Source organism: Terribacillus saccharophilus (assembly GCF_002272745.1).
In the GTDB taxonomy this organism is placed as follows: domain Bacteria; phylum Bacillota; class Bacilli; order Bacillales; family Amphibacillaceae; genus Terribacillus; species Terribacillus saccharophilus_B.
In genome coordinates this window covers 199,371-212,691 of the sequence record NZ_NPBD01000002.1, presented here as the reverse complement: position 1 = coordinate 212,691, position 13,321 = coordinate 199,371, and the positions used below count along the sequence as shown (strand labels likewise).

Annotated in this window: 14 protein-coding genes; all 14 read right to left on the bottom strand. The window is 43.8% G+C overall.

Annotated features, from left to right (window positions below; translation table 11 throughout):
- Positions 1-84: 84 nt before the first annotated feature.
- The 14 genes from frr to flhA all read right to left on the bottom strand — a co-directional run bounded on the left by frr (position 85) and on the right by flhA (position 13,311).
- Positions 85-642: a ribosome recycling factor gene (frr, locus tag CHH58_RS02920; RefSeq protein ID WP_095230162.1), complete on the bottom strand. Its 558-nt coding sequence runs from the start codon at positions 640-642 to the stop codon at positions 85-87.
- Positions 642-1,367: a UMP kinase gene (pyrH, locus tag CHH58_RS02915; RefSeq protein WP_095230160.1), complete on the bottom strand. Its 726-nt coding sequence runs from the start codon at positions 1,365-1,367 to the stop codon at positions 642-644. Before pyrH ends, frr begins: the two co-directional genes overlap by 1 nt.
- Before the next feature lie 65 nt (positions 1,368-1,432).
- Complete coding sequence (tsf, locus tag CHH58_RS02910; protein WP_095230158.1) at positions 1,433-2,314, bottom strand: translation elongation factor Ts; 882 nt, start codon at positions 2,312-2,314, stop codon at positions 1,433-1,435.
- 82 nt (positions 2,315-2,396) lie between these two features.
- Complete coding sequence (gene rpsB, locus CHH58_RS02905) at positions 2,397-3,140, bottom strand: 30S ribosomal protein S2 (RefSeq protein ID WP_038560256.1); 744 nt, start codon at positions 3,138-3,140, stop codon at positions 2,397-2,399.
- 172 nt (positions 3,141-3,312) lie between these two features.
- Complete coding sequence (locus CHH58_RS02900) at positions 3,313-3,783, bottom strand: DUF6115 domain-containing protein (protein WP_095230156.1); 471 nt, start codon at positions 3,781-3,783, stop codon at positions 3,313-3,315.
- A gap of 37 nt (positions 3,784-3,820) precedes the next feature.
- Positions 3,821-4,597 carry a FliA/WhiG family RNA polymerase sigma factor gene (locus CHH58_RS02895; protein WP_095230386.1) on the bottom strand — a complete coding sequence of 259 codons (777 nt, stop codon included), beginning with the start codon at positions 4,595-4,597 and terminating at the stop codon, positions 3,821-3,823.
- A gap of 50 nt (positions 4,598-4,647) precedes the next feature.
- Entirely contained in the window at positions 4,648-5,142 is a 495-nt protein-coding gene (locus tag CHH58_RS02890; RefSeq protein ID WP_095261992.1) for a chemotaxis protein CheD, read from the bottom strand.
- Positions 5,135-5,779 (bottom strand): chemotaxis protein CheC, encoded by a 645-nt coding sequence (locus tag CHH58_RS02885; RefSeq protein ID WP_095232632.1) that lies wholly within the window; start codon positions 5,777-5,779, stop codon positions 5,135-5,137. Before CHH58_RS02885 ends, CHH58_RS02890 begins: the two co-directional genes overlap by 8 nt.
- Entirely contained in the window at positions 5,779-6,249 is a 471-nt protein-coding gene (locus CHH58_RS02880) for a chemotaxis protein CheW (RefSeq protein ID WP_093879827.1), read from the bottom strand. The genes CHH58_RS02885 and CHH58_RS02880 overlap by 1 nt, the downstream gene beginning before the upstream one ends.
- A 12-nt stretch (positions 6,250-6,261) precedes the next feature.
- Positions 6,262-8,262: a chemotaxis protein CheA gene (locus CHH58_RS02875; protein WP_095230150.1), complete on the bottom strand. Its 2,001-nt coding sequence runs from the start codon at positions 8,260-8,262 to the stop codon at positions 6,262-6,264.
- Complete coding sequence (locus CHH58_RS02870; RefSeq protein WP_095230148.1) at positions 8,253-9,329, bottom strand: protein-glutamate methylesterase/protein-glutamine glutaminase; 1,077 nt, start codon at positions 9,327-9,329, stop codon at positions 8,253-8,255. The genes CHH58_RS02875 and CHH58_RS02870 overlap by 10 nt, the downstream gene beginning before the upstream one ends.
- Complete coding sequence (locus CHH58_RS02865; protein WP_095230146.1) at positions 9,301-10,185, bottom strand: MinD/ParA family protein; 885 nt, start codon at positions 10,183-10,185, stop codon at positions 9,301-9,303. The genes CHH58_RS02870 and CHH58_RS02865 overlap by 29 nt, the downstream gene beginning before the upstream one ends.
- Positions 10,178-11,281, bottom strand: coding sequence for a flagellar biosynthesis protein FlhF (gene flhF / locus CHH58_RS02860; protein WP_095230144.1), 1,104 nt, complete (start codon positions 11,279-11,281; stop codon positions 10,178-10,180). The genes CHH58_RS02865 and flhF overlap by 8 nt, the downstream gene beginning before the upstream one ends.
- The gene (gene flhA / locus CHH58_RS02855; protein WP_095232627.1) at positions 11,278-13,311 is read right to left on the bottom strand and encodes a flagellar biosynthesis protein FlhA; all 2,034 of its coding nucleotides are present in this window, start codon (positions 13,309-13,311) and stop codon (positions 11,278-11,280) included. The genes flhF and flhA overlap by 4 nt, the downstream gene beginning before the upstream one ends.
- Positions 13,312-13,321 lie beyond the last annotated feature (10 nt).

Below are 13,321 nucleotides of genomic sequence, written 5' to 3'. Positions count from 1 at the left end.
TACTGCTCATTGCTTCTCGCAAAAAAGAGCAAAAACCCCCTTTAACAAGAGGGTCTTGTACTACTTATTTTACATGGTTAAGGGTCAAACTTCCAATATTTCTTTTTCTTTGTCCTTTGCAAGACCTTCAAGCTGGGTAATGTGCTTATCCGTTTCCGTTTGCACATCATCCTGGAAGCCTTTTAGTTCATCAGCTGTGATTTCTTTATTCTTCTCAGCTTTTTTCAATTGATCGTTGCTGTCACGGCGAATATTACGGATTTGTACTTTAGCCTCTTCTAAATATTTAGAAACGACTTTTACTAAATCCTTACGTCGCTCCTCTGTCAGCGCAGGGATGCTAAGACGAATTAAATTACCGTCACTAGAAGGAGATAGACCAAGGTCAGCCTTTTGGATAGCTTTTTCGATATCGGAGATCGCTGTTTTGTCGTAAGGTGTGATAACAAGCATGCGTGCTTCTGGAGCTGTAATACTTGCTAATTGGTTTAACGGTGTGGAAGCACCATAATAATCTGCATAGACATTATCCAAAAGAGATGGGTTCGCACGTCCAGCACGTACAGTCGCCAGCTGCCTGGAAAAAGCCTGTACTGCCTGTGTCATCTTGCTTTTCGCATCAGAAATGATTGCTGTTGACATTATTTATTCCCCCTAATAATCGTTCCGATACTCTCACCGGAAACTGCTTTTTTGATATTTCCTTTTTCACTAATAGAGAACACAAGTAGTGGAATATCATTATCCATACATAAAGTGGAGGCTGTCGCATCCATGACTCCCAGTCCTTCGTTCAGGATATCCAAATAAGTTAGAGTGTCATACTTCACAGCATCTGCTACCAATTTAGGATCTGCATTATACACGCCATCGACATTATTCTTGGCCATCAGGATTACTTCAGCTTCAATTTCAGCTGCTCTTAAGGCCGCTGTTGTATCAGTCGAGAAGTACGGGTTACCTGTACCTGCTGCAAAAATGACAACACGTTTTTTCTCAAGGTGACGAATCGCCTTACGACGGATATACGGCTCAGCTACTTGGCGCATTTCAATAGATGTCTGAACTCTTGTCGGAACATCAAGGTTCTCCAAGCTATCCTGTAATGCAAGAGAGTTCATCACTGTTGCCAGCATACCCATATAGTCAGCATTTGCACGGTCCATTCCCATCTCGCTGCCTACTTTTCCGCGCCAGATGTTACCGCCGCCTACAACAACAGCAACTTCCACTCCCATTTCAGCTACTTCTTTTACTTGTTCCGCAATCGAACGGATGACGGAAGGTTCAATACCATAGCCGACTTGGCCGCTTAGTGCTTCTCCACTTAGTTTTAATACGATTCGTTTATAAGGTGCTGTAGTCATCATTGCCTCCAAAGGTATGTATTTTGTAAAAAAGGGAACACCAAGTGTCCCCTCTTTTGTCGTACTTATTTTTTAACTTGGCTCATTACTTCGTCAACGAAGTTATCTTCACGTTTTTCCATACCTTCGCCCACTTCATAACGAACAAAGTTAACTACAGAAGCACCTTTGTCGGATACGTATTTCTTCACTTTTTGATCTGGATCTTTGATGAAGCTTTGTTCAAGCAAGCAGATCTCTTCGAAGAACTTACCAAGACGGCCTTCTACCATCTTCTCAACGATGTTTTCTGGCTTACCTTCGTTTAGAGCTTGTGTTTTCAACACTTCGCGCTCACGTTCTACTTCGTCAGCAGCAACTGCATCACGGGAAACGTAACGAGGGTTAACCGCAGCGATGTGCATTGCAACATCTTTACCAAGCTCTGCATCAGTTGTACCGTCAAGTAATGCCAATACACCGATACGTCCGCCGCCATGTGTGTAAGCGCCGAATGCTTGGTTTTCTTCTTTGCTTGCAAGTGCGAAGCGGCGAAGAGAAATCTTTTCTCCGATTTTTGCGATAGCAGCATTGATGTATTCACCAACAGTTTGGTCACCGTTGATTTTTTGTTCCAGTGCTTCTTCTACGTTAGCTGGTTTGTTAGTAAGAATGTGCTGAGCAAGATCATTCAATAGTGTTTTGAACTGATCGTTCTTTGTAACGAAGTCAGTTTCACAGTTCACTTCAAGTAATACAGCAAGGTCGCCTTCTGTAGCGATGAAAGTTAAACCTTCTGCAGCGATACGATCCGCTTTCTTAGCAGCTTTCGCAATACCGTTCTCGCGAAGGTAATCGATCGCTTTCTCCATGTCACCATCTGTTTGTGTCAAAGCTTTTTTACAATCCATCATACCTGCGCCAGTTTTTTCGCGCAATTCTTTTACCATTTGTGCCGTGATTGCCATCGTAAATGCCTCCTTAGGATTTGGACAATTTATTTCTTGAAAAAAGGGTGATAAAAGGTCCCCCCTTATCACCCTTCATCCATTACTCGCTTACAGCTTCTGTAGCTTCTTCAGCAGCTGGAGCTTCTTGGTCTTCCAATTCTTCACCTTGCTTGGACTCCAAGATAGCATCAGCCATTTTGGAAGTAAGCAATTTGACAGCGCGGATTGCGTCATCATTTGCAGGGATCACGTAATCGATTTCGTCCGGATCACAGTTAGTATCAACGATACCGATGATTGGAATATTCAATTTATGAGCTTCTGCAATTGCGATTCTTTCTTTGCGTGGGTCGATAACGAATAGAGCGTCAGGGATTCTTTCCATGTCTTTGATACCGCCAAGGAATTTAACAAGACGTTCTTTTTCTTTAAGCAAACCTACTACTTCTTTTTTAGGAAGTACTTCGAAAGTACCGTCTTCTTCCATGCGCTCGATGGATTTTAAACGGTTGATACGTTTGCGGATTGTCTGGAAGTTAGTAAGCGTACCACCCAACCAACGTTGGTTAACAAAGTACTGACCAGAACGGATCGCTTCTTCTTTCACAGATTCCTGTGCTTGTTTCTTCGTACCTACGAAAAGAATTGTACCGCCATCAGCAGCAAGTTCTTTCACGTAGTTGTAAGCTTCGTCGACTTTCTTAACTGTTTTCTGAAGGTCGATGATGTAGATGCCGTTACGCTCAGTGAAGATGTATTTCTTCATTTTCGGGTTCCAACGGCGAGTCTGGTGACCGAAATGAACACCAGCTTCAAGCAATTGTTTCATTGAAATGACTGACATAGTGTTTCCTCCTAATGGTTTTTTCTCCTCCGACTGCTTCATCTTTTATCGGGAACTGACAAACTGTCAGCACCTCCCGTAAAAATCGGCAGACGTGTGTATTAACACCAAAAATAAATATAGCACAGCTATAACCATCAATCAAGCATCTTAGACATGTTTTTGTACTTTCTCAGCTTTTTCTGTTATTTTCACCATTTTTCTTCATTAAAAGAATCAATTCTACTTCCGTCTTCCCCATTCCGAGCTGCTTCGCAATCTCAACAGAAGCCAATCCTTGATCATGAAGCTGCAGAACGCGACTGAGATTGGACATGGATACTTGATCTTCTTCCTCTACTGGTTGCGGCGGTGTGTAATCAGAAACAGAATGTGCGTCGTCTTCTGATGCTGGAGAAGATTGGCTGTTTCTCTCCTCCACGTTTTTTGGCGAGTAGGCTTTGACTGGCTGAGGTTCTGCATGTAGAAGTCGATCATTCTCTTCTTTCAATTCATTGAGTATAGAACTGAGCATCGCTTCGTACTCTTGTTTATCCTTCTGATGCCGGTTTTCCAGCTGCTGTACGTTTGTTTGCAATGCGCGGATAGCGATGAAGGTCAGTACATGAAGGAGCAGACTGGCACAGACTAGTAGTGTGAGCATGGAGAACCTTCTTTCTGTATAAAATTGGAAATAGCTTTCAGCTAGTTGCTGAAAGCTTGGCTAGAGATTCCCGTAATTTGAATATGGCACGTTTATGAATTTGCGAAATTCGTGATGTTGTCAATTCCAGTATGTGTCCGATTTCCGTAAACGTTAATTCTTCTTTATAAAAAAGGCTGATAACAAGCTGCTCATGCTGATTCAGCTGTTTAATGCTGTCTGTCAGCTGCAGCACAAGTTCCTTCTGCAGCACTGCATCTTCCGGCTGCGGTGTCTTGAGATCAGGAAGAACATAGCTAGTATCCTGTTGGTCTTGCTTTGGGCGAGCAGGCTTGTCATCCATGGAGAGAATATTTGAGAACAGCGCATCCCGCACCGCTTCTTCTACTTCCTCCCGGCTTAAGCCAGTCTGCTTTGCAATCTCTATGCTGGTCGGTTTCCGTTCCAGTGATTGTTCGAGATTGCTCGCAGCTGCTTCTATTTTTTTTACTTTATCACGTACCGTTCGGGGAAGCCAGTCTTCCTTCCGCAGTCCGTCCATGATGGCTCCTCTGACTCGGAAGGAAGCATAAGTTTCAAATTTAAAATCCCGGCTTGGCTCAAACTTTTGTAAAGCATCATACAATCCCGTGTAACCGAAGCTTCTGACATCATCTCTGCTCACACTGGAGGGAAGGTGCGCAGCGATGCGCTGCGTATGGTAATCGACTACATGCATATACATCCGCATCAATTCATTGGCAGCTTCGCTATCTTTTTTATAAAACCAGCTGTTCCAATACTGCTGTTCTGTTTCTGATCCATAATTGATCATGAAACTCCCTCCTTTGTTTGCTGTTACGTCATAAGAATGAAGCTGCTCCATTATATGATCGCTTCCTCTTTACTTACTGTTTTAATCTTCAAACCACATGTATCTGTATTGAATTCAATCGTACGTCCATTGCTCCCCCCGACATCCTTGCTCTCGATGGGTATGCGATATTCTCGAAGCTTCTGCTCTACTGCTTCAATATTACGCGGACCAATTCGCATTTTCTCGTCACTGGACAAGAAGGAGAACATCTGCGCTCCGCCTGCAAGCTTCGCTTTGAAGCGACTTTTTCTTGCCCCGTGACGCAGCAGATTGGCAATCAAATCGTCCAAAGCTGTATCTGCATATTTGTTTCGGTTCATCTGTGTCTGTTTGGCTAGACTAGAGTCGGGCAGCATGACATGTGCCATACCAGCAATTTTCTTTTGCTTATCGTATACAACAACCCCGACACAAGAACCAAGCCCGGCTGTCCGAAGATGTTGTGGAAAGGCGACGATTTTTGCATCGGCAATCCCAACATGCATGATTTCAGCTTCAGTCATCTTCCTCGACTCCTAAAGCACGAAATAGATGACCGAATGCATCTGGATGAAGCAACAGCAGAAATTTCCCCTCAACCATATGCTGCTGCTGATTCGGATCGCTCAGTGATATGACTGTATCGATGACAACGGTATAATCGCTTTCCTCGGCTATCTCGATTAAACCGTTTGCCAAGATGGCTCCTCCCATATCGACACTTATTTGCGGAACCGATGGCTGCATATTCACTTTGGCGAAGTCGCTAATTGCAGATAAGTAACTTCCTGCCAAGATGTTTCCCATTTCATGCAAAGCAGAAAGATTGATATCATCATTGGACGTGTTGGACCATGAGAAGCTCTCATCTCCAGTTATATAATGTACGAATAACTCTGCTTCAGCAGGTTGGAGCAAAAAGAACATATTTCCTGGCGCATCTCCCTGAACCCTAAGATAGATAGCTGCCAGCGGCTGCTCAGCCCCGCCAATAGATTCAATCAGCTCATTAAAGTGACAGATTCGAACTGCCGGCACTTTCATATCGATATCTTGGCGGAGCAAAGTGGAAAGCGCCGTAGCTGCATTGCCTGCTCCGATGTTTCCTGCTTCTTTCAATGCATCCAGCTGATCATCCGTTATATAGCGTAGATCATACATTAGCTTTCGATGGACTTGATAGCTTCGATTTCATGGAATTTCAAGACTTTTCTTAGATCAAGTAAAATCACAAGTCTGTCTTCAAGTTTCACTACTCCATCGATGTAATCGACATTGATTGCCCCAATGACTTGCGGCGCCTCTTCGATTTTATCTACTGGGATATCCACGACATCATTCGCTGCATCCACAATCAAACCCATTGATGTGTCATCGAGATCCACAATGATGATTCTTGTATTTTCATCGACCGGAGTCTCTTCAAGTCCAAGACGGCTTCGCAAATCAACGATTGGCGTAACAACACCACGCATATTGATAACACCTTTGATAAAGCTCTCTGTATTTGGAACTCTCGTAATGTGCTCCATCTTCTCGATAGACCCTACTTGTGTTACAGGTACTGCGTATTCTTCGTTTTTTAACTGAAAAACAATTACTTTCACATCTTGTACGATTTCTTCTGCCATGATGAACCCTCCTTATTTAATTAACGCATTGCTATCGATAATAAGTGCTACTTGGCCATCTCCTAAAATAGTAGCTCCAGAGATAGCGAAAATTTCAGTTAAGTAATTTCCAAGGGATTTAAGGACGATTTCTTGCTGTCCAATAAAGCCGTCCACAATTAATCCTGCTGATTTGTCACCTTTTTTAATAATGACCACAGAGTAATAATCCGTTTCTTCTTTTACTTCCGGTACTTGGAAAACTTCTTTCAAGGAAACAAGCGGAACGACTCTGCCCCGGAAATCGATTACTGCTTGATTATGAACATGCATGATATCCGCTTTCGGAATAATTGCTGTCTCAATGATTGAAGATAGCGGAACAGCATATTTCTCATTTTGGATCTCTACAAGTAGGACACTGATAATTGATAATGTCAGCGGCAATTCAATACTGAATATAGATCCTTTTCCTTCTTCGGAATTTATTGTAATTGTTCCACCAAGTGATTCGATTGTATTTCTGACAACATCCAACCCAACTCCACGACCTGAAATATCTGAAATGGTGTCAGCTGTTGAGAATCCGCTTTGCATAATCAAGCTGAATACCTGGTTGTCATTCATGATTGCTGCTTGTTCTTTTGTAATAAGACCATTATTAATTGCTTTTTCAGTAACTTTCTTCCGATTGATTCCAGCACCATCGTCGGTAATATCGATAAATACATGATTACCAGAATGGTAGGCTTTCAGTTTGATTGTACCCGTTTCCGGCTTACCTAACTCTCGTCTTACTTCCGGAGTTTCAACGCCATGATCCAGACTATTGCGAATTAGATGTACAAGTGGGTCACCAATTTCATCTATAACTGTGCGATCGAGCTCTGTTTCAGCGCCTTCAATTTGCAGATCGATTTTCTTGCCAAGATCTTTTGCAAGCTGTCTTACCATGCGCGGGAAGCGATTGAATACTTGATCAATTGATACCATTCGCATAGTCAGAACAATACTCTGAAGATCTCCGGAAATTCTCGCCATCCGTTCTACTGTCTCATGTAGTTCTGGATGTTTTACATCATCAGCAATCTGCTCAAGTCTGCCGCGATCTATAACTAGTTCCTCAAACAAATTCATTAGAATGTCAAGGCGTTCGATATTGACGCGAATCGTCTTGTTGCTCTGCTGGGCTTTTTTCTCGATTGTTGTTTCTTCAACCTTTTTTTCATCCACAGAAGCAGTTACTTCTTCTTGCCCTTCATCTTGTATGTGCTTATATGTATCGATGAAGAAGTTTTGGATGGAAACAGCATCAATTTCCGATACTTTGAGAACCTTTTCCTCAATAAGTTCTTTCGGCTCTTGTGTCACAAGTAATACTTCAAATGTCAGATCGAATGCTTCATCCTCAAGCTGGGAAACATCCGGATTACTTTTAACGACCTCACCCAAGGACTCAAGTACTTCGAATACCATGTAAACTCGAGCAGCTTTAAGCATGCAATCCTCTCGCAACGTAACTTTGGTGTAGAAGTTTTGGAACCCTTTTTCTTCGCTCTCCCGCAATACCGCCAGCTCAAATTCATCCAGAATAAGACCTGATGTATCACTGACTGGTTCCTCCGCAACTGCTGCGGCAGCCTGAAGCGGTGCCTCACCAGACTCAATTGCCGCAAGCTGACTGACCAATTCACTTACCTCTTTAGTTCCTGCTCCTCCAGATTCAATATCGAGGACCATTTCTTCCAGACTATCCACAGCGTCAAAAACAATATCCAGGATGTCCGGGTTGATTTTAATCTGTTGGTTACGAATTGCATCGAGTACGTTTTCCATTTGATGTGTCAAATTAGCTAAATCCTGATAACCCATCGTAGCAGACATGCCTTTTAGCGTATGAGCAGAACGGAAAATTTCATTGACTACACCGATATTTTCCGGCTGCTTTTCAAGTTCCAGCAAATTCTGGTTCAAGGCTTGAAGATGTTCTTTGCTTTCTTCGATGAATACACCTAAATACTGATCTATTTCCATTTGTTGGCCCCCTCTAATAGATTGATTCTTTGTTGGATTGCCGAGGCGATTGACTGGACCGGACAAACATGATGCAGCAGTCCGGCTTCCGCAGCCGCCCTAGGCATCCCATAAACAACACACGATTCTGCTGATTCACCGATGCTGTATACAGATGGCAGCTTGTCTTTCATTTTTCTCAGACCCTCAGTTCCATCTGCTCCCATGCCTGTCATGATGACTGTACATACATCCACATTTACCAAACTGCTGATTGATTCGAACATTCTGTCTACAGAAGGCCGATGCCCTTTCACAGGGTCTTCCAATGTCAGTTTGGCGATAAGCCTGCTGTCTGCCTGTACTATCGTCAGATGATATCCTCCTGGCGCGATATAAACCACGCCATTCCTTAAGGTTTCATTTTGTTCTGCTTCCTTGACTTTAATTGCACTTAGACTGTCCAGCCTTTCTGCCAGAGACTTCGTGAAACCTACCGGCATATGCTGGACGACAACAACAGGAGCAGCAAGTGCAGAAGGCAGTTTCCCGATAACTTCCTGTAAAGCTCTCGGACCTCCTGTAGAAGTGCCAATAGCTACCAAATTGCGATCAGCAGAATTCTTCGCAGGGGCCTTCGCAAAAACCTTTACCTCCGCTGCTTTTACTTGCTCTCTGATTGAGAGACGAGAGGATGCTGCCGCCACAACTTTGACGACCAACTCATCCCGCACCTTATCCAAATCCAAGGATATGGAACCAGACGGTTTTGCAATAAAATCAACCGCACCGAGTGACATGGCATGAATGGTCATATCTGCACCTTGCTTCGTTAAGCTGGAAAGCATGACAACTGGGAGCGGATGCTTCTGCATGATTTGCTTCAGCGCATCCAGTCCGTTCATGATCGGCATTTCTACATCCATTGTGACTACATCTGGTTTCAGCTGACTGATTTGCTCCATACCATCCTTGCCGTTGCGGGCTGTTCCGATAACTTCCAGTCGTTCATCACTGTTCAGTAAATCCGAAATAATTTTCCGCATAAAAGCGGAATCATCAACGACTAAAACGCGGATTTTTCCCATTGCGAGTTCCTCCCGTCCAAATATCTCTTAATCTGCCTATAAAAGATGTTCTTTCTTTAGCTGTTGTTTCTGCTGCAGGTTTCAGATAGGTGGCTGCGAGCTGCTTTATGCTAGTTCCCGCTTTTGTATCCTTTTGATTTATGAATGGTTCCTGCATTTTGACCGATTTAGGAACCTGCTTGTCCTCAGGCAAGATTCCCAAAAGCATTATCTCAGTATGAAGAAATGTCCGTATCACTTCCTTCATCCGAGCTGCTATATCCTGCCCCTCACGCTTGTCCATTGCCCGATTTACAAGCAGATACATCGGCAAATCAGCATTCCGCTGCTTGATATGTTTGATCAGAGCATATGCGTCCATCATGCTGGTAGGTTCAGTTGTAGTTACAACGATACTTTCATCTGCTGCTAAGATGAAAGATGCACTCTCTTCCGTTAATCCAGCTCCCATATCAAGGAACACAAAGTCATAGATTTGCTGCGCTCTTTCAAACTCTGTTTGGAAATGCGCGAATCCGTCACCGTCCATATGAAAGAATTCATTCATCGCAGCACCTGCAGCAATGAAGTCGAGACCATCGGGTCCTGCTTCCACAATCTGTTCAAGTTTTAAACGGTTCTGAATCATTTCTACAAATGTATGCTTGGCCGAAGTGCCTAGCAATATTTCAATGTTGCCCATTCCTAAATCCAAGTCGATTAGCAAGACTGATTTTCCAAGCTTGCTTAAAGCTAACGAAAAGTTCAGAGCGAAATTCGATTTTCCGACTCCGCCCTTTCCGCTGGCAACAGCTATGGTGCGTCCAATTGACATGCGCTGCACATTTGCCCGGAGTTTAGCCGCTTGGTCATGCACGGGCTGTCGCCTCCATCACACGTTTTGCCAAGTAAGAAGCAGATGGTGCGATAATATCATCTGGTACATCCTGGCCGTGTGTTAGATACGCTACACCGATATGTGCTTGCTGAATCAGGTTTAAGATGCCTCCGTAGCGGCTGGCTTCATCTAATTTCGTGAAAATGAACTGCTTTATCGGCAAGTGTGCAAACTGATCATAAATCTCAGACAGATCACTAGCTCTTGTTGTTATGGACAAAGTCAAATACGTCTCCGCTTCATGCTGCAAGTCAAGCGTACGCTCCAGCTCTTTTACATAAGAGGAATCCTTGAAGTTTCTTCCTGCTGTATCGATGAATACTAAATCATAATCTGCAAGCTTCTCTCTAGCAGCTTGATAATCTTCAAGCGAATAAGCAACTTCAAGCGGAGCTTCCAATATTTTGGCGTATGTGCGCAACTGATCGATAGCCGCAATTCTATAAGTGTCAGTCGTAATAAAAGCAACTCTTTTTTTATCTACTAAAGCACTCTTCGCAGCAAGCTTGGCTATCGTTGTCGTCTTCCCTACCCCAGTTGGACCTACAAGATGTATGAATTTCTTATCGAACTGTGCAGGATGCTGGACCTTTTCAAAACGTTCCACCAACGTATTAAGCAGCACTTGTTCGACATCTTTACTCGAAGCTTCTTCCATGAGCCGTTCCATAAGTCCAGAAGCAATCTGGGCATGGACCTCATTGTGCAGAAGCCGATCATATAGACCTTGTATCGGCAATGCATAATGACGGGTCTGGTTAGAAAACGCAGACCTTAATTCCTTTTTGAGAGCCGCAATTTCTGCTGATAAATCCGTTTCAGCTTGGTTCGTCTCTTTCTTTTCAAGAGCCATTGTGGATGAAACAGCTGGCTTTCGCTCGTTACGATTGCTGCTATTAAGATCCTGCTGATCCAATGCCGCAATGACTTCAATTCGCTTCTTCTTGAAGAGTCCGAGAAATCCGCCGCTTGTCAGTTCTTTTGTTCGAAGGATGACTGCATCCTTACCTAGTTCACGTCTAATCTGAATCATTGCTTCGGGCATTGTGTCGGCTGTATACTTCTTCATTTTCATGCGACATTCACCATCCCGACACTCCTGATTTCTGTTGTATTATCCAATTCGTTGTAAGATAGAACCACTGCATGCGGCAAACTGCGATCAAGCAGTTGACGAACATACATCCGGATCGTAGGAGAGCACAAAACAATGACTGTTTCTTCTCTTAACGACAGACGTTCTGCTTGCTCCATAACTGACTGTACGATTTTCTGCTGTGATTCCGGATCTAGAGATAAATAATTTCCATGTTCTGTTTGCTGGATATGATCTGCTATGACCTTCTCAACAGCTCCAGAGACGGTTATGACCTGCAGTGGCTGACTGTTTTGAACATATTGCTTCGTGATTTGCGGTGCAAGTGCTTGTCGCGCATATTCTGCCAGCAGATCTGTATCTGTCGTCATCCTGCCAAAATCAGCCAACGTCTCGAAAATAACCGGCAGATTTCTAACCGATACATGCTCACGCAGCAGTTTTGCCAATACCTTTTGCACATCTCCGACTGAAAGCGGCTCTGGTGTAACTTCCTCCACCAAGATTGGGTACGATTCCTTTAAGTGATCGATAAGCTGCTTTGTTTCTTGTCTTCCAAGCAGTTCATGTGCATGGCGCTTAATGGTTTCTGTGAGATGGGTCGATACGACAGAAGGAGGATCAACGACCGTATAGCCTGATAGCTCAGCATCGTCCTTCGTCTCCTCACTGATCCACTTAGCTGGCAGCCCGAAAGCTGGTTCAAGTGTTTCAATTCCATCCAGTCCATCATCTTCCACACCCGGACTCATCGCTAAGTAGTGGTCCAGTAGAACCTCTCCAGCTGCGACTTCGTTGCCCTTTATCTTCAGACGATATTCATTGGGACCGAGCTGAATATTATCGCGTATCCGGACAACCGGAATAACAATACCAAGTTCGATGGCAAGCTGTTTACGGATCATGACAATCCGATCCAGCAAATCCCCACCTTGATTCGTATCTGCAAGCGGTATAAGCGCATAACCGAATTCGAATTCGATAGGATCCATACTTAACAGATTCACAACATTGTCCGAAGACTTCATCGTCGTTTCTTCTTGCACTTCCTCGGTCACTTCTGCAACAGTCTCCTGCTTTTTCTGAATGTTGGACAAGAATAAACCAGTTCCAGCAAGAATAGCGGCAATTGTAGTTGTCAGGAAAAAGTTGATTGGTGTTAAACCGAGCATGAAAATTGTCCCCGCTGCGATATATAACAGACTTGGATATCGGAACAGCTGTTTCGTTACGTCACTGCCCAGGTTTCCTTCTGAAGCTACCCGTGTCACCACAATACCTGTTGCGGTAGAAATCAAAATAGCGGGAATTTGTGTAACTAGCCCATCACCGATAGTAAGACGCATAAACGTATTTATGGCATCCTGGAAGCTCATGCCCATTTGCATCATCCCGATGATCAAGCCGAATACAATATTGATCAATACGATGATGATTCCGGCAATGGCATCACCTTTTACGAACTTACTCGCACCATCCATCGCTCCGTAGAAATCTGCTTCATTCTCCACTTTTGCACGGCGCTTTTTGGCTTCTACATCTGATATCATGCCAGCATTCAAATCGGCATCGATACTCATCTGCTTCCCTGGCATCGCATCAAGTGTGAACCGGGCAGCTACTTCAGATACTCGCTCCGAACCCTTCGTGATGACCAGAAATTGGATGATAACCAAAATGATAAATACAACAAACCCAACAAGCGGATTATCGCCGATTACAAAGCTGCCGAAAGTCTCTACTACACCGCCGGCATGGCCTTCGGAAAGGATTGCTCTTGTCGTCGATATATTCAATGCCAACCTGAAGAGCGTAAGCAAAAGTAAGAGAGTAGGGAAGATCGAGAATTGCAGTGCTTCCTCCGTATTCATCGCCACCAGAATGACAATCAAAGCAAGCGAGATATTCGTCAGGATTAGAATGCTCAGAAGCCAATCCGGCAACGGAATGATCAGCATGACGATCACTAATATTACTGCTATAAGTACTGACATATCCTTAAGTTTCATGTTGTAATTC